The sequence below is a fragment of the Flintibacter sp. P01028 genome, from assembly GCF_041925235.1.
GTDB classification, from domain to species: Bacteria; Bacillota; Clostridia; order Oscillospirales; family Oscillospiraceae; genus Lawsonibacter; species Lawsonibacter aceti.
The window spans coordinates 416,460-431,802 of the sequence record NZ_JBHEVC010000002.1 but is presented as its reverse complement, the minus strand read 5'-3'; the positions used below and the strand labels follow the sequence as shown (position 1 = coordinate 431,802).

General features: G+C 57.1%; 17 protein-coding genes. 14 read left to right on the top strand and 3 right to left on the bottom strand.

Annotated elements, in window-relative coordinates; genetic code table 11:
* Window positions 1-12: 12 nt before the first annotated feature.
* The gene (locus ACEVJK_RS06370; protein WP_186853250.1) at window positions 13-321 is read right to left on the bottom strand and encodes a rhodanese-like domain-containing protein; all 309 of its coding nucleotides are present in this window, start codon (window positions 319-321) and stop codon (window positions 13-15) included.
* Window positions 322-480: 159 nt separating this feature from the next.
* Between ACEVJK_RS06370 and ACEVJK_RS06365 the strand changes: the two genes are divergently transcribed.
* The 11 genes from ACEVJK_RS06365 to gltA all read left to right on the top strand — a co-directional run bounded on the left by ACEVJK_RS06365 (window position 481) and on the right by gltA (window position 11,736).
* Window positions 481-1,020: a hypothetical protein gene (locus ACEVJK_RS06365; protein ID WP_147571973.1), complete on the top strand. Its 540-nt coding sequence runs from the start codon at window positions 481-483 to the stop codon at window positions 1,018-1,020.
* 56 nt (window positions 1,021-1,076) lie between these two features.
* Entirely contained in the window at window positions 1,077-1,262 is a 186-nt protein-coding gene (locus ACEVJK_RS06360) for a spore coat protein (protein WP_147571972.1), read from the top strand.
* Window positions 1,263-1,275: 13 nt separating this feature from the next.
* Complete coding sequence (locus ACEVJK_RS06355) at window positions 1,276-1,533, top strand: spore coat protein (RefSeq protein WP_147571971.1); 258 nt, start codon at window positions 1,276-1,278, stop codon at window positions 1,531-1,533.
* A gap of 506 nt (window positions 1,534-2,039) precedes the next feature.
* The gene (locus ACEVJK_RS06350) at window positions 2,040-2,171 is read left to right on the top strand and encodes a hypothetical protein (protein ID WP_262670409.1); all 132 of its coding nucleotides are present in this window, start codon (window positions 2,040-2,042) and stop codon (window positions 2,169-2,171) included.
* Window positions 2,172-2,481: 310 nt separating this feature from the next.
* The gene (locus tag ACEVJK_RS06345) at window positions 2,482-4,455 is read left to right on the top strand and encodes a pyruvate carboxylase subunit B (protein ID WP_340405791.1); all 1,974 of its coding nucleotides are present in this window, start codon (window positions 2,482-2,484) and stop codon (window positions 4,453-4,455) included.
* A gap of 163 nt (window positions 4,456-4,618) precedes the next feature.
* Window positions 4,619-5,476: a glucose-1-phosphate thymidylyltransferase RfbA gene (gene rfbA, locus ACEVJK_RS06340; protein ID WP_147571969.1), complete on the top strand. Its 858-nt coding sequence runs from the start codon at window positions 4,619-4,621 to the stop codon at window positions 5,474-5,476.
* A gap of 39 nt (window positions 5,477-5,515) precedes the next feature.
* Window positions 5,516-6,268: a 4Fe-4S binding protein gene (locus ACEVJK_RS06335; protein ID WP_374740233.1), complete on the top strand. Its 753-nt coding sequence runs from the start codon at window positions 5,516-5,518 to the stop codon at window positions 6,266-6,268.
* A 6-nt stretch (window positions 6,269-6,274) separates the two neighbouring features.
* A complete protein-coding gene (locus ACEVJK_RS06330; protein ID WP_374740232.1) occupies window positions 6,275-7,276 on the top strand; it encodes an asparaginase in 1,002 nt (333 codons plus the stop codon).
* Window positions 7,277-7,423: 147 nt separating this feature from the next.
* On the top strand, window positions 7,424-9,427 hold the full coding sequence (locus ACEVJK_RS06325; protein WP_340405787.1) for a metallophosphatase: 2,004 nt from the start codon (window positions 7,424-7,426) through the stop codon (window positions 9,425-9,427).
* An 82-nt stretch (window positions 9,428-9,509) separates the two neighbouring features.
* Window positions 9,510-10,358, top strand: a complete 849-nt coding sequence (locus ACEVJK_RS06320; RefSeq protein WP_147571965.1) for a sulfide/dihydroorotate dehydrogenase-like FAD/NAD-binding protein — start codon at window positions 9,510-9,512, stop codon at window positions 10,356-10,358.
* A complete protein-coding gene (gene gltA / locus ACEVJK_RS06315; protein ID WP_374740231.1) occupies window positions 10,351-11,736 on the top strand; it encodes an NADPH-dependent glutamate synthase in 1,386 nt (461 codons plus the stop codon). Before ACEVJK_RS06320 ends, gltA begins: the two co-directional genes overlap by 8 nt.
* Before the next feature lie 93 nt (window positions 11,737-11,829).
* Here the strand turns inward: gltA and ACEVJK_RS06310 are convergent, their stop codons facing one another.
* Window positions 11,830-12,042, bottom strand: a complete 213-nt coding sequence (locus ACEVJK_RS06310) for a hypothetical protein (protein WP_147571964.1) — start codon at window positions 12,040-12,042, stop codon at window positions 11,830-11,832.
* 32 nt (window positions 12,043-12,074) lie between these two features.
* Window positions 12,075-13,265, bottom strand: coding sequence for a nucleoside recognition domain-containing protein (locus ACEVJK_RS06305; RefSeq protein WP_240287523.1), 1,191 nt, complete (start codon window positions 13,263-13,265; stop codon window positions 12,075-12,077).
* Window positions 13,266-13,431: 166 nt separating this feature from the next.
* Here ACEVJK_RS06305 and ACEVJK_RS06300 point away from each other — a divergent pair, with 166 nt between their 5' ends.
* The 3 genes from ACEVJK_RS06300 to ACEVJK_RS06290 all read left to right on the top strand — a co-directional run bounded on the left by ACEVJK_RS06300 (window position 13,432) and on the right by ACEVJK_RS06290 (window position 15,254).
* A complete protein-coding gene (locus ACEVJK_RS06300; RefSeq protein ID WP_186853256.1) occupies window positions 13,432-13,959 on the top strand; it encodes an RNA polymerase sigma factor in 528 nt (175 codons plus the stop codon).
* The gene (locus tag ACEVJK_RS06295) at window positions 13,940-14,542 is read left to right on the top strand and encodes a hypothetical protein (protein ID WP_186853257.1); all 603 of its coding nucleotides are present in this window, start codon (window positions 13,940-13,942) and stop codon (window positions 14,540-14,542) included. The genes ACEVJK_RS06300 and ACEVJK_RS06295 overlap by 20 nt, the downstream gene beginning before the upstream one ends.
* Window positions 14,543-14,681: 139 nt before the next feature.
* Complete coding sequence (locus ACEVJK_RS06290) at window positions 14,682-15,254, top strand: M48 family metallopeptidase (protein WP_186853258.1); 573 nt, start codon at window positions 14,682-14,684, stop codon at window positions 15,252-15,254.
* Window positions 15,255-15,343 lie beyond the last annotated feature (89 nt).

Genomic DNA, 15,343 nt, shown 5'->3' with positions numbered 1-15,343 from the left:
AAAACTCCTCTCTTATTCCAAGGGGCCGCGGTAACCCGCAAGCCCGCCGAGATTAGATGCCTGGCAGCCCATGGCCCGGAGCGTGGAGCAGGCCTGGGCGCTTCTGGCCCCACTGTGGCAGTAGACAAAGACAGGCCGGCCTTTTGGAAGGGGGACGGCCCCTAACTGGTCTAAGGGCAGATTAATGGCCCCAGGCAGATGGCCGGAACGAAACTCCTCCGGAGTGCGGACGTCCACCAGAAGGGGGTCAGACAACTGGTCTAACTGGGTCAGTTGTTTGGCAAGCCGCCTGCCCGGCAGAAAAAAATCAAAGGGTCCCATGGAAACGCCTCCCTAGAACTTATTGAATATAATTTATCCCGGTGTGGGAAAAAATTCTGTGACAAGGTCACCGTATGGACAAAAATCACTGAAAAACAGGAGAAAGGGAAGAAAATCTTTCCCCTTCCGCATAGACTAAAGGGAGAGGGGGCATCGCAAGTGGAGCAGAGAATGGAAATGGTCGGCGGTGGGACGCTGCTCCTGCGTCAGGAGGGGCCTAGAGTACGGCTGGAGGCGGAGCGCCCATCTGATGGAAGGGGACTATATAAGGTATGGCTCCACGGCGACCGGGGTGGAAAGCTGCTGCTGGGAACCCTGGTTCCTGAGGGAGACCGCCTGCGATTGAGCCGTACCTTGAGCGTTGGAGAACTGGAGCGGGCAGGCTGTTGGCCCGACTTCCGGGTCGAAGCGCCGCTGGCCTTTACCTTTTCTGAGGAGAGGGGAGGGCGGTGGTACTGTGAACAGCATCCGGACCGGCTCGTGTCCGACCCGGTGCTCCGAGGGCAGCTTCGCTCCCCTATGCCATGCCGAAGGGGGCGGGAAGGATTCTGGCTGGCCGCGCCCTTCCGTACAAATGCGCCGGTGCCGATGAACGCCCTGTTTTGTCTGGCCCGCCTGGAGCGGCTGGAGGGCGGGCCTCACCTGGTCTGGGAATTTGATGGGGAGGGAAGACCAAAGAGGCCGCATAATCGGGAATGAACAGGGCAGACTAACTTCCAGTACGGGGATCTCCCCAAGAAAAAGGAGGAACATCTATGCCCAATCTGACCACAAAAGAGCTGGCGGGCCTGTCCGACCAGCTGGACTTCGAGCGGGTGCTGTACAGCAAGTACCAGACCGCCGTCCAGGAAACAACCGACCAGGAGCTGAAGACCTGCTTCCAGAACCTGGCTGGCCAGCACCAGCAGAATTACACCTGCCTGCTGAAGTATCTGCACTAAGGAGGACGAGAGCATGAACGACCAGGAACGCATTACAGATTTTCTGAATAGTGAGAAGAAAATGTCCCTGAACTACGGTATTTTTGCCTCTGAGTGCGTGAGCGTCCCCTTGCGGGATGAGTTCCTCAAGCTGATTAACCAGAGCCACCAGACCCAGACCCAGCTGTTCACCACAGCCCAGAGCAAGGGCTGGTACAGTCCCGAACAGGCGCCCCAGGATAAGATTAGCCAAGCTTACACCAAGTATTCAAACCAACAGCCCACCGTATAAGGAAGCGGAGGGAGGGACTAGGCACGGTCCCTCCCTCTTGCAGATTGACCAGAAAAATCCTGCAAAAAAGGATTGACAAACGGGCTGCCTAGGTTTACAATAATATTACCAGCGGAAGATGCTGCCGCGGGGAGAGCCTGGTGGTTCTGGCAAAAACGAAGAAATTGGATTTTATTTTGGTGCGGTATAAAGTCAATTCTATACGTTAGCCATCCCGCGGAAACGGCCGAAGCTTTGGAAATATTCAAAGTTGGTTGTCAGTCTGCGGGCATTTTCATGCTGGCGGCGATACGAATGAGAGAGGAGGCGTGCGGAATGAATCAGCGAAATCATTATGTAACTCAGGGCGGCTCCTATAGCTGCAAGCGATGGCGACATTCTGTGCGCGGATATTGGACCTGACAGTCCGTGCATCCACAACATATTGGAATGTTGGCTCCATCGTTTGCGGCGCAGGCGGTGGTATTTTTATACCTAATTTTAGAAACAAGGAAGGAGGTGTCCGCATGACGATGCCTAAGCGTGAAGTGAACAATATCTGGTCCCGTGTCCGTGCCGACGTGGACGTGGATGACTTAATCTTTGAGTATGACAGATATCACTCCTATGAGGATGGTGATTCGTGCAGTGATCGGTGACCGGGGAGTGCATCCCCATGCCGCGGGGAACAAGCGGCAGAAGGCCGCAGCAGGTTTGAAAAGACCATGCTGCGGCTTTTTCTGCTCTTTGTTAAAAAGTAAGAGGAAGCGATACATCTGGAAAGAGCGCCCCCGGATAGAGGGAGAGGGAGTGAAAAACGCAGAATAATTCTTGATTGAGGTCTTGCTTTATGGGAAAAATTATACTAAAATAGCGGTAAGCGTTTTTTAGATGGCGGCTGAAATTGTGCCGCGCGATGATTTTTTGATTTTGTACCGCGCAAAAAAAGCAATACGGAGGTCGATCAACATGAGAAAAGTAAATATTACGGAGACCGTACTGCGTGACGCCAACCAGTCCCTGATCGCCACTCGGCTGCCTTACAGCAAGTTCGAGCCCATCCTGGAGACTATGGACAAGGCTGGCTTCTACTCCGCTGAGGTCTGGGGCGGCGCTACCTTTGACGTCTGCCTGCGCTACCTGCAGGAGGACCCCTGGGAGCGGCTGCGTAAGATCCGTGCCAAGATGCCCAACACCAAGCTGCAGATGCTGCTGCGTGGTCAGAATATCCTGGGCTATAAGCATTACCCGGACGACGTAGTTCGTAAGTTTGTGGAGTACTCAGTCAAAAACGGTATCGACATCATCCGTATTTTCGACGCCCTGAACGACGTGCGTAATCTGGAGGTCGCCATCGACGAGGCCGTCAAGCAGGGGGCCCATGCCTCCGGTACCATCTCTTACACCACCAGCCCGGTCCACACCCAGGACACTTTTGTGGGCATGGTGAAGGATTTGAAGAATATGGGTGCTTCCTCCATCTGTATCAAGGATATGTCCGGTATTATGGGACCCCAGGAGGCTTATAATCTGGTGTCTGCCATCAAGGACGCCGAACCGGATATGCCTGTTGTCATCCATACCCACTGTACCACCGGCTTGGCCTTCATGACCTATATGAAGTGTGTTGAGGCGGGCGCCGATGTGTTGGACTGCGCAATCTCCCCCATGTCCGGCGGTACCTCCCAGCCTGCTACCGAGACCATGGCCTATGCTCTGCGGGAAATGGGCTTCCAGGTGGATCTGGACGACAAGGTGCTGATCAAGATGGCTGACTTTTTCAAAAATGTCCGGGCTGACTTCCTGAAGGACGGCACTCTGGACCCCATCTCGATGGCTACCGATACCCAGTGTCTGAACTATCAGATCCCCGGCGGTATGCTGTCTAACCTCATCTCTCAGCTGAAGATGATGAACGCCATTGACAAGCTGGACGAGGCTTTGGCCGAGACGCCCAAGGTCCGTAAGGATCTGGGTTATCCTCCTCTGGTTACCCCTACCAGCCAGATGGTGGGTTCTCAGGCTGTGCAGAACGTTCTGGCCGGCGAGCGCTATAAGGTGGTAGGCAAGGAGATCAAGGCATATTGCCGCGGTGAGTACGGTCGTACACCCGCCCCCATTGATCCAGAGATCCAGAAGAAGATCCTGGGCGATACCCCGTTGGTGGAAGGGCGCTATGCTGACACCCTGGAGCCCGTCTTTGAGAAGACCAAGGCGGAGCTGGGCGCCACCGCCAAGAGCGATGAGGATGTGTTGTCCTACATCGCCTTCCCTCAGGTGGCCATGGCCTTCTTCAAGGACCGGGAGGCTGGCTTCCCCAAGAAGGAGGAGCCCAAGAAGGCGGCCGCTCCCGTTGCCGCCAAGGCCCCCGAACTGCCCCCCCTGCCTGCCTGGCAGGGTCATGTGTACTACACCGGCGTGTCCGCTCCCGCGGGCCATGGCTATACTGCCCGCCCCATCGAGCCCTTCGCTGCTTCCTATCAGCCCCCCCACCTGGTAATGGGCGCTCAGGGCGGCGACTGCACCGGAACCTTTACCATCACCATCGACGGCAAGCCCTTCCAGGTGGCCGTTGAGCGAGCTGACGGGGCTGCTCCCGCCGCGCCTGTGGCGGCTGCCCCTGTGATTGCTGCTCCCGCGGCCGCCCCTGTGGCTGCTCCTGCCGCCGCTCCCGCTCCCGCCCCAGCGCCTGCTCCCGCTGCGGCTCCTGCCGCCGCCGTGGCCGCCGGTGAGACGGCAGTCAAGAGCCCCATGCCTGGCAACATTTTTAAGGTGGAGTGCTCTGTGGGCCAGTCTGTGAAGGCAGGCGATGTCCTGGTGGTTCTGGAGGCCATGAAGATGGAAATTGAGGTTTCCGCACCTGTGGATGGTACGGTCAAGGCTGTTTCTGCTGCGGTAGGCACCGCCGTCAATACGGATGACCTGCTGGTCGTCCTTGGCTGACCGGTTAAAAGAATAGGAACTGGGTGAGAAGCAAGGCTTCTCACCCAGTTTTTGCTTGCCGGCAGTTAACGGATTTCTGGCTTGAAAAAGGCGCTGTTGTCGTGGTAAAATAAGAAAAGCTGTATGGACATTTTGTCCTGCGGACAGGCAAGGAGGCACAGAAATGAAAGGTATCGTTCTAGCGGCGGGGAAGGGGACCCGCCTTTACCCCATGACTAAGCCGGTGTGCAAGCCCCTGCTGCCGGTCTATGACAAGCCTCTGATCTATTACCCAATCGCCATTTTGATGCAGGCAGGCATCTCTGACATTCTGGTTATTGTGCCTCCCGGAGAGATTGAGACCTTTGAGGCCCTGCTGGGAGATGGCAGTCAGTATGGAACCCGTATCTCCTTTGCGGAACAGCCGGTGGCCCGGGGTATCGCCGACGCGCTGCTGATTGGTCAGAGTTTTGTGGGGAACGACCGCGTCTGCCTAGTGCTGGGGGACAACATCTTCTATGCCCCCACATTGGCGGCTACTTTGAAGCGGGCGGCTGCCAACGACCGGGGCGCCACTGTCTTCGGCTATTGGGTAGAAGATCCCCGCCCGTTTGGTGTAGTGGAGTTTGACAAGGACGGCAGGGCGATTTCCATTGAGGAAAAACCTCGCTATCCTAAGAGCAACTACATTGTACCGGGGCTCTATTTCTACGACCACCAGGTTATGGAGATCGCTCGCCACCTGAAGCCGTCCGCTAGGGGAGAGCTGGAGATTACCGATGTGAATCTGGAATATCTCCACCGGGGGGAACTTCAGGTCATCCCTTTGGAAAAGAACTTTACCTGGCTGGACGCCGGTACCGCCGACAGCCTTTTGGAGGCGGGACAGACCATCCGCAATATCCAGGATACCACTGGGCGCTATGTAGGCTGTCTGGAGGAACTGGGCCTTTACGAGGGCTGGATCACAGAGGAGCAGGTCCATACTATTGGCAGCGAGCTGTCCATGACTCTGTATGGGAAATATTTACAGTGCTTGTAAGGAAAAAGCGGACTGGTTTTGGGGAGGATAGAGGATATCATGAAGGTAAAAGGCGCGTATTTCAGCCCGTCCGGAGGGACCCGGCGGACTGTGGAGCTGATTTGCGGCCTGTTTGGCCCCGCGGAGCTGCTGGACCTGGGCGGCCGGGAACGGAGCGCCGCCCACTATGGACCGGACGAGCTGCTGGTGCTCGGCCTGCCGGTGTATGCCGGGCAGATGCCTGCTATCCCCGGACTGCTGGATGGACTTAGGGGAGAAAACACTCCCTGTGTCATAGTAGCCGCCTACGGGAACCGACACTATGACGATACGCTGGCCCAGATGAAGCGGCGGATGGGGGCACAGGGGTTCCGATGTGTAGGCGGGGCGGCTGTCGTCACGCCCCACATCTTTGCCCCTACCCTTGGAGCGGGCCGGCCTGATGAAGAAGATATGGCTGTTTTGACGGAGTTTGCCAGGGGAGTTAGGGAGAAGCTGGATCAACTGAGCTGGGCAGAGGCTGACGTTCCAGGAGATTCAGAGCCCGTACCCAGGCCCGCCGTTCCAGTGAAGAAGGACCGGGATTGGGATATCTGTCTGGGCTGCGGTTTTTGCGCCCAGGTCTGCCCAACAGGGGCCATGGACCAGCAGACACTGCTATGGGATATGTCCAAATGTATCAGTTGTATGGCCTGCGCGGCCCAGTGTCCCGTGGGGGCGCTTGGGTATAACAGTTCGGCCCTGGCCAGCCGACTGACGGAGAAATTTTCTCAGCGGCGTCCGGTGGAGATATTTCTGGATGGGGAGGGCTGAGAGCCGATGAAGCATATCCTCATGCTGGCCACCGGCGGCACCATCGCGTCCAAGGAGAGCGGGCGGGGGTTGAGTCCTGCCATTACCTCAGAGGAGATATTGAGCTATGTCCCCAGTCTGGGCAGCCTGTGCCGGGTGGAGGCTGTCCAACTCATGAACCTGGACAGCACGAATGTTGGTCCTGCCCATTGGCTGGAGATGGCCGGTGTCATCCGGGAGAGATACGACCGGTATGACGGTTTTGTGATCACACATGGCACCGATACCATGGCCTACACTGCCGCCGCGCTATCCTATCTGATCCAGGCTTCCCCCAAGCCTATCGTTATCACAGGCTCCCAAAAATCCATTTGTCTGCACGACACTGATGCCCGGATGAACCTGTATAACAGCTTCCTCTATGCGGCGGATGATGATTCCCACGATGTCAGTCTGGTCTTTGATGGAAAAGTCATCCTAGGCACTCGGGCCCGGAAGGAGCGGACCAAGAGCTATAACGCCTTTTCCAGCGTGGATTATCCGGAGATTGGCGTTATCCGAGATGGCAAGCTGATCCGCTACCTGGCGCCAAGACAGTATATGGATGGGGCGAAGCCCACCTTCTATGACAAGCTGGAGGAGCGGGTGTTGCTGCTTACCTTGATCCCCGGCATGGGGGCGGAGGGGCTGCGGCGGCTGAAGGACAGCTACCAGGCGGTCATCCTCCAGTCCTTTGGGGTGGGCGGCCTGCCGGGCGGGGAGAGCGGCCCACTGGCCCAGGCTATTGGAGAGTGGCTCGACGCTGGGAGGACCATCGTGATGATGACCCAGGTGCCCTATGAGGGCAGCGATATGGCCATCTATCAGGTGGGCCAGCAGGTCAAGGAGAAGTTCCAACTGCTGGAGGCATATAACATGACGTTAGAGGGGGCCACCGCCAAGCTCATGTGGGTGCTGGGCCAAACCCAGAGTCCGGAGGGGGTCAGAGCCCTGTTTTACCGGCCGGTGTGCCATGACCTGATTTGTTAAATAAATATCAAATTTTGACGGAAATCTTGCGCATTTTTCGTTAAAAATTGCAAAAAATGTGATTATTCGACAAGAAAATAGCAAGATATGAGAATCCAAAAATCAGCTAGATATGGCAAAATATCTGTATCAGTTGGAGGTGCCGGCTTGGGCTTTTTCCGCCGTTTCTCGACTTTGGTGCTGATCCTGCTGCTCATCCTTCCGCTGGCGCCGGTCCAGGCGGGGGCGGAGGATGCGTCCCAGGTCAATACTACCACAGTTCTGTTTACCCACGATCTCCACTCCCATTTTCTGCCCCAGGCGGATGGAACGGGAGGGGAATCGGGGGGCTATGCCCGGCTGAAGACTGCCCTGGACCGGGAGCGGGAGAACTATCCTAATGCTCTGGTACTGGACGGAGGGGATTTCTCCATCGGGTCCCTGATCCAGACGATGTACACCACTCAGGGAGCGGAATTACGGACCATGGGTGCCCTGGGTTATGATGCCGCTACCGCCGGCAACCACGAGTTTGACCACGAGGGGATGGGCTTTGCTCAGATGCTTAACGCGGTGGTCCTCAGTGGGGAACCCTCGCCGGCGCTGCTCATGTCAAATTACAAGCCGTCTCCTGAAAATCCGGATCAGCTCAATATCCAGCGCGCCATGGCGGCATACGGAGTTCAGGATTATATGCTGCTGGAGCGGGGTGGCGTGACCTATGGTATTTTCGGATTGATGGGAGAAAATTCCGCCGCATGTGCCCCCGCCTCTGGCTTTGTTCTGGGCGATGTGGAGGAAAATGCCCGGCGGTGCGTGGATGCCTTGAAGAGCCAGGGGGCGGAGTTCATTATTTGCCTGTCCCACAGTGGGACCAACGAAAAAAAGAAGCTGTCTGAGGATGAGCGGCTGGCCGAAGAGGTGGAGGGTATTGACCTTATCATCTCCGGCCATACCCATACCACTTTGAAAGAGCCGCTGGTGGTTGGGGACACCTATATCGTATCCTCCGGTCCTTATTGTGAGAATTTGGGCTCCATCACTCTGAATTGGTCAGCACAAGGGAAGGAACTGGCCGATTACCGGCTGATCCCCATCGACGAGACGATGCCAGAGGACGGGGAGATATCGGCTCTAGTGGAGGAGTGGAAGGGGCTGGTGGAGGGCGGCTATCTGTCCCGGTATGGTTTGTCTTATGACCAGGTGCTTACCACTCTAGACTTTGACCTCACGGCCCCAGAGCCCGGCATACAAACTGGAAACGCCCTAGGTGAGTTGGTAGCGGATTCCTTCCTGTGGGCGGTGGAGAATTTAGAGGCCGACGCACCGGATGGGCCTGTAGTGACTGTTACGGCCGACGGGGTCCTCCGTGCCCCACTGTACGCCGGAGAGGTCACCACCTCTATGGCTTTTGATGTGCTGTCCATGGGTGTGGGAGCGGACGGGACCTCAGGTTATCCCCTGGTGTCCTGTTATCTTACCGGAAAAGAGCTGAAAGCGGTCACGGAGGTGGACGCTTCCGTCACCCCCATCATGCCGGTTGCCCAGCTCTATATGGCTGGAATGGAATATTCCTTCAACACACACCGGATGTTCTTCAACCGGGTGACTGAGGCGCGCATATACCAGGATAAAAGCCGGACTGAGAAAGCACCGGTCCTGGGAGGCGGGACTTCGGCGGAAGACGTGGGCTTCTCCGTGACACGGCAGGAGCGTGAATACACAGAGATAGACGACGACCAACTCTACCGGGTAGTCACCGGGATGTACTCGGCCCAGATGCTGGGTACCATCCAGGAACGATCTTTTGGGTTGCTATCGATTGAGCCCAAGGACGAGAACGGCCAGCCTGTCACCGACTTCACCCAGCGTATCATTTACGACCAGTATGGGAATGAGGTAAAGGAGTGGTACGCTCTGGCGGCCTATCTACAGTCCTTCGCAGAGGATGGATTGCCTGAACGCTATTCAGGCCCGGATGGGCGGAAGGATGTCAGCCAAAGCTGGAATCCGGTCGAGCTGCTGAAACGTCCTAACTGGATCACACTGGTGGCGCTGCTGGTGCTGATCCTGGTCGCTGCCCTGGTGGTCGTTTTGGTCCGCTGGGCAGCGCGGCGCCAGAGAAACCGACGCTATGGTGGGCGTGGGCACCGTTGGAGAAGAATGATGTGATCCCCGCGGCAGGGGCCGCGTAAAATAAGGAGTTTGGGCGCCGGGGGGATCCCGGTAAACAATTCAACAAGGAGGATCCGCAGTGAAGAAGTATGAGATCGCAAAGAAAAAGACGCTGACACCAGAGATCGGCCAGATCTCGGTGTACGCGCCGCTGGTAGCCGCAAAAGCAAAGGCTGGTCAGTTCATTATCCTGCGCGTGGATGAGGAGGGGGAGCGTATTCCTCTGACCATCTCCAGTGCGGTGGATGGGCTCATCACCGTCATTTACCAGAAGATCGGCGGCACGACTTTGGCTTTGGACGAGCTGAACGAGGGCGACTGCCTCCACGACTTTGTGGGCCCTCTGGGACAGCCTACTGAGGTAGAGGACCTGGGCCGTGTAGCCGTTCTGGGCGGCGGACTGGGCTGTGCCATCGCACTGCCTGTGGCCCGAGCGCTCCATGAGGCCGGGAACCAGGTGGACCTGATCGGCGGCTTTAAGACTAAGGATATCGTCATTCTAGAGGAGGAGATGAGCCAGGCCTGTACTGACCTGCACATCTGCACCGACGACGGCACCTACGGCTACCACGGTTTCGTCACCGGAAAGCTGGAGGAGCTGATCAACAGCGGGGTCAAATTTGACCATGTATTCGCCATTGGCCCCCTGATGATGATGAAATTTGCCTGCAAGCTGACAGAAAAGTACGGCATCCCTACTACCGTCAGCATGAACCCCATCATGATCGATGGTACCGGGATGTGCGGCGGCTGCCGGCTCACTGTGGGCGGCGAAGTGAAATTCGCCTGTGTGGATGGCCCCGACTTTGATGGCCATAAGGTTGATTTTGATGAAGTTATCGCCCGCAACGCCACTTATAAGGAACATGAGGCCAAGGCGAAGGAGAAGCATCTCTGCCGCCTGGGAGGAGGTGCCATGAATGGCTAATATGCAGATGAACAAGACTCCGATGCCGGAGCAGGAACCCAATGTCCGCAACGCCAATTTCCAGGAGGTGGCTCTGGGCTACACCATGGAGCAGGCTCAGAACGAGGCACAGCGGTGCCTGAACTGTAAGAATAAGCCCTGTGTCAGTGGCTGCCCGGTGGGCATTCCCATTCCTGACTTTATCGCTAAGGTGGCCGAGGGAGACCTGGCAGCCGCCTATCAGCTTCTGTCCGACGCCAATGCCCTGCCTGCCATCTCCGGCCGGGTGTGCCCCCAGGAGACCCAGTGCGAAGGCAAGTGTATCCGTGGCATCAAGGGTGAGCCCGTGTCTATCGGCCGCATCGAGCGGTTTGTGGCCGACTGGGCTGCCGCCAATGGCATCGCCAATGTGGCCACCGCACCCAAGAATGGACACAAGGTGGCGGTCATTGGTTCCGGCCCTGCCGGCCTGACCTGTGCTGGTGAGCTGGCCCGCATGGGCTATGACGTGTCCGTGTTCGAGGCCTTCCACACCCCTGGAGGCGTTCTCAGCTACGGCATCCCCGAGTTCCGTCTGCCCAAGGCCATCGTGAAGCGTGAGGTGGAGAACCTCCAGAAGATGGGGGTAGACATCGAGCTAAATATGGTGATCGGCAAGGTATTGACCATTACGGAACTGTTCGACACGGGCTATGAGGCTGTTTTTATCGGCTCCGGCGCCGGATTGCCTATGTTTATGAAGATCCCTGGAGAGTCCCTGGTGGGTGTGTACTCCGCCAATGAGTACCTGACCCGTATCAACCTGATGAAGGCATATAAGCCCGATGCCGAGACACCCATCCTCCACAGCAAGAAGGTGGCTGTGGTGGGCGGCGGCAACGTGGCCATGGATGCCGCCCGGTGCGCCAAGCGCCTGGGAGCCGATGTCCATATCGTATACCGTCGCTCTGAGGCGGAGCTCCCAGCCCGTGCCGAAGAGGTCCACCACGCTAAGGAGGAGGGCATCGTATTTGACCTGCTCACCAACCCTGTGTCCATTGAGGGAGATGAGAAGGGCCATGTCCAGTCCATCACCTGTGTCAAGATGGAGCTGGGCGAGCCTGACGCCTCCGGCCGCCGCCGCCCTGTGGTCATCGAGGGCAGCGAGTTCAAGATGGAAGTGGACGCGGTCATTATGGCCCTGGGCACCCAGGCCAACCAGATGAGCTATGGGGATACTCCCGGTCTGGAAAAAACCAGAAAGGGCTGTGTGGCGGCGGACGAGAACGGCTGTACCTCCTGCACCGGCATCTTTGCCGGCGGTGACGCCGCTACTGGCGCCGCAACGGTCATCCTTGCGATGGGGGCGGGCAAGAGTGCCGCCAAGTCCATCGACCAGTACATCAAGAGCAAGGGCTGATCGGGCCCAGCAGACAGAAAAAAGGACCCGGCGCTGTCATTCGACAGCGCCGGGTCCTTTTCTTGTTTGGAACAGACGGGAGAGAAAGGGCGCTTACAACTTAAAATCCTCATCCGTGAGTACCGAGGTGGCCAGTTTGGTGGGGCGGGGAGGAACCCGACGAAGGGGGTCATACTGAAATGAACGGCAGTGTGAGCTGGGGGACATAATGCCCCGCTTGGGACAGGCCACCTGGTCCTCGTTCAGCGTGCGGCCGTGGGCGCAGTAGGCGCATCTGGGCTCGATTTTCTTTTGAAACAAATTCATGGCGGGCCGCTCCTTTTTTCATCTTGCCCATATTATAATACAGATCTTCCCCTTTTTCCACTGCTTTTTTTTAGCACATACAGAGCCAGGGCAAAAAAGACCAGCCACATCCCCCAGGCCCAGGCGGCCGAAATGGTGAGAGCACGGTGGAAGTCCAGGGTAGCAATGGCCTCGGTCTGTTCCACTAGGTAGGAGGCGACGGATATTTCCTGGGGAAAGAACCAGAGCAGCCCGCCTATGAGGGCGGCGGACAGAGCGCCGTGGAGCAGCTTCCCGGCCACATAGGTGCGCAGGGACAGGCCGCTGTCCCCCAGAAAGGCCATGACCTGGCAGTGGACAGACACTCCTGCCCAGCCCAGCATGAAGGCGGCCATGGATAGCCGGCCGGTCAGGGCCCCCTCCGTGAGGGAGGACACACCGGAGGACATCTCCAGCAGTCCAGTGAGCAGCTTCTGGGCCCACTGTTGGGACAGGCCAAAGGGGGAGAGAAGGGTGGACAGAAGAGCGGATGAGGTAGACATAAGACCGGAAAAGGTGAAGATACGAATGGCAACCGTAAAGAAAAGGATGAAAGCGCAGATGTTGAGGGTGGACTGAAGTGCCCCGGTGACAGAACGGGTAAAGGCGGCGGGAAAACTGGTGGCCTGAAATTGTGGCCCAGCCTGCCTCCAACGGCGGGGACCTTCCTCCGGCCGGTAGAACCGGAAGAGTAACCCAATGAGAAGGGAGGCGGCCAGATGCGCGAAATAGAGCATGAGTCCCGCTCGGCCGCTGCCAAAGATCCCAGTGCCCACCACTCCCAGAATAAAGGCCGGACCGCAGTTGTTGCAGAAGGCCAGCATCCGTTCCGCCTCCGTTTTGGAGCACTGGCCATTCTCATACAGGCTGATGGCTGTTCTGGCCCCCACAGGGTAGCCGCCCACAAACCCCAGGGCTAGGGCGGTAGCGCAACTGCCATTGACCCGAAACAGAGGTGCCATGACCGGCTCCAGAAGCCTGCCAAGATAGCGGGACATTCCAAGTTCTACTACTAAGGAGGACAAAACGAAGAATGGAAACAAGGAGGGGACGATGACATTGGCGCACAGCTTCAGTCCATCCTTCATGGCCCCCATGGACTGCTGTGGCCATACCACAAGGGCGGCGGCGGAAAGGAGCAGCCCCAGACCGAGCAGAATGTCCCTGTACCTTTGCTTGCCCAAAATCCGACCCAAAACTATCACCTCCCGGAACAAAGCATATGGCTGAAAGGGGAGAAGGATGCCTGTCCTGAAAAAAATGTTTCAAATCGAGGGGTGGAGATGAAACCAAACCAGACCCTGCGGTGTTATGATAGTTGAAGCGCGTTTCAACAGAAAGGAGGGGGGAAATATTCTGGAGGAAGAGATCGTGCTCAGACTGAACCGGGGAGACCCAGCCGCGCTGGAGGCCCTGATAGACTGCTATGCTCCCTATGTCTGTGGGGTGGCGGCCCGTATTCTACCCGGCCGCCCAGAGGAATGGGAGGAACTGGCGGGCGACGTGTTTCTGGCCGCCTGGGACAACCGGAAAAAGCTCCGGCCAGGGCAGGTGAAGGGGTGGCTGTCCACAGTAGCACGAAACCGGGCGTTCAACCGCCGGCGAGGTCATCGAGAGGACCTGCCCCTAGAGGAGGATATCCTACTACTGCAGTCGGACCTCCCCCAGAGTGAAGCGGAGTACAGGGAGCTGCGGTCAACACTATCCCTGGCTCTTGGCAGCTTGGACCAGCAGGACCGGGAACTATTTGTGCGTCACTACTACTATGGCCAGACGGTGGCAAGAGCGGCGGAAGAGATGGAACTCAACTTGTCTACCGCCAAGACGAGGCTGCGTCGGGGCAGAGAGAGGTTGAAGAGATTTTTACAGGAGGTTGGTTATGAACCAATGGAAAATTGAGATTTCTGAGCTTATGGAGCAATACACGGATACGGAGTTTATACCGGAGGAGGAACACGAAGTGGATGTGGATCTGATTAAGAAAAGAGTGATAACTGCTGTACAGGGAAAACGCCATACAGCGCGGCGGACCGGGTTGGTTGCCGCGGCACTTGCGGCCTGTTTGGCGCTGGTAGGCTGGGCCTACGGAGAGCAGATCTATACCCTGATGTCCGGCGGCCAGTTAAGTATTGGAGAAAACTATGCGAGTATCTCGCTATCCACAGGGTATGACGAGGCGGGTACCCCTCTTGTGGTGTCTTGGGAGGCTGGCAGGCTGTGGTTTGTAGCTGATGGCCAGCATATAGACATTACAGACCGGATCAACGAGAGCACTCCATATATTTATAGCTCAGAGGACGACGAGGGAAACCGTACTGTCGTCGTAGTGGGAGGTGAGCCTGAGCGTTGCGGCTGGATGGAACGGTGGGAGGCCGCCGATGGCATGAGTGCTGCTGAGGTGTATGACAGCATGACTGGCAGTGGTGAGAAAGAACCGGCTTGGCTGGTCAACGCCAGAGCTCAACTGGGTATTACCGAGTAAAGAAACGGGCAGAACAGCGTATGAGCTGGCCGCCTTGCTTTTTCTTCCAGGCCCTGATAGAATAAAAATAGGCCCTTCACCACAGGTGCTGGGCCTATTCTGATTCTATGCCAGTGCAAGTGAAAAGGGAGGGAACTCAATGGAGCGATACCGGGTGGTGGACACGCCTTTGGGTCCAATTACATACCTTCTGGTGAAGAAGCGGGTAAAAAACTTGAATCTTCACATTCGGCGAGATGGCACGGTAGTTTTATCCATCCCCACACACTGTCCTCTGGAGCAGGCTGACCACCTGATTGCTCAAAAGGGCGGCTGGATTATGGATGTGCGAGCTCGTATGGCGGATCGAACTGTTCCTTTGCTCCCTGGCCCTGATAGAGAAGAGTGCCTCCGTTTGCTGGAAGATGCTGTTGGCCGGGTTTATCCTCTGGTAGAGGGACTTGGAGTGGCACGCCCTCTGTTGAAGCTGCGGAAGATGAGAAGCCAGTGGGGCAACTGCCACTGGAGCCAGGGGTATATCACCCTGAATGTGGCTCTGGCCCGGTGCCCAGAAGGGCTGAGGGACTATGTGGCGCTTCATGAGCTGGTCCACTTTCTTCACCACGATCACGGCCCCGGCTTTTATGCCCGGATGGATACACTCATGCCGGACTGGCGACGGCGGCGGCAGGAACTGAAAAAATACAGCGGTGCACTTGAAACCGCGGGATGAGGGTCCGGCACGGTACTGTGCCGGACATTTAAACTTTAAAATTTATCGAAAAACAATAAAAATATATTGACAATCGGTTTTTGGCGTGC

Coding starts and splice junctions, on each gene's coding strand:
- ACEVJK_RS06370 (WP_186853250.1), bottom strand. CDS start 321: ATGGGACCCTTTGATTTTTTTCTGCCGGGCAGGCGGCTTGCCAAACAA.
- ACEVJK_RS06360 (WP_147571972.1), top strand. CDS start 1,077: ATGCCCAATCTGACCACAAAAGAGCTGGCGGGCCTGTCCGACCAGCTG.
- ACEVJK_RS06355 (WP_147571971.1), top strand. CDS start 1,276: ATGAACGACCAGGAACGCATTACAGATTTTCTGAATAGTGAGAAGAAA.
- ACEVJK_RS06350 (WP_262670409.1), top strand. CDS start 2,040: ATGACGATGCCTAAGCGTGAAGTGAACAATATCTGGTCCCGTGTCCGT.
- ACEVJK_RS06345 (WP_340405791.1), top strand. CDS start 2,482: ATGAGAAAAGTAAATATTACGGAGACCGTACTGCGTGACGCCAACCAG.
- rfbA (WP_147571969.1), top strand. CDS start 4,619: ATGAAAGGTATCGTTCTAGCGGCGGGGAAGGGGACCCGCCTTTACCCC.
- ACEVJK_RS06335 (WP_374740233.1), top strand. CDS start 5,516: ATGAAGGTAAAAGGCGCGTATTTCAGCCCGTCCGGAGGGACCCGGCGG.
- ACEVJK_RS06330 (WP_374740232.1), top strand. CDS start 6,275: ATGAAGCATATCCTCATGCTGGCCACCGGCGGCACCATCGCGTCCAAG.
- gltA (WP_374740231.1), top strand. CDS start 10,351: ATGGCTAATATGCAGATGAACAAGACTCCGATGCCGGAGCAGGAACCC.
- ACEVJK_RS06310 (WP_147571964.1), bottom strand. CDS start 12,042: ATGAATTTGTTTCAAAAGAAAATCGAGCCCAGATGCGCCTACTGCGCC.
- ACEVJK_RS06295 (WP_186853257.1), top strand. CDS start 13,940: ATGAACCAATGGAAAATTGAGATTTCTGAGCTTATGGAGCAATACACG.
- ACEVJK_RS06290 (WP_186853258.1), top strand. CDS start 14,682: ATGGAGCGATACCGGGTGGTGGACACGCCTTTGGGTCCAATTACATAC.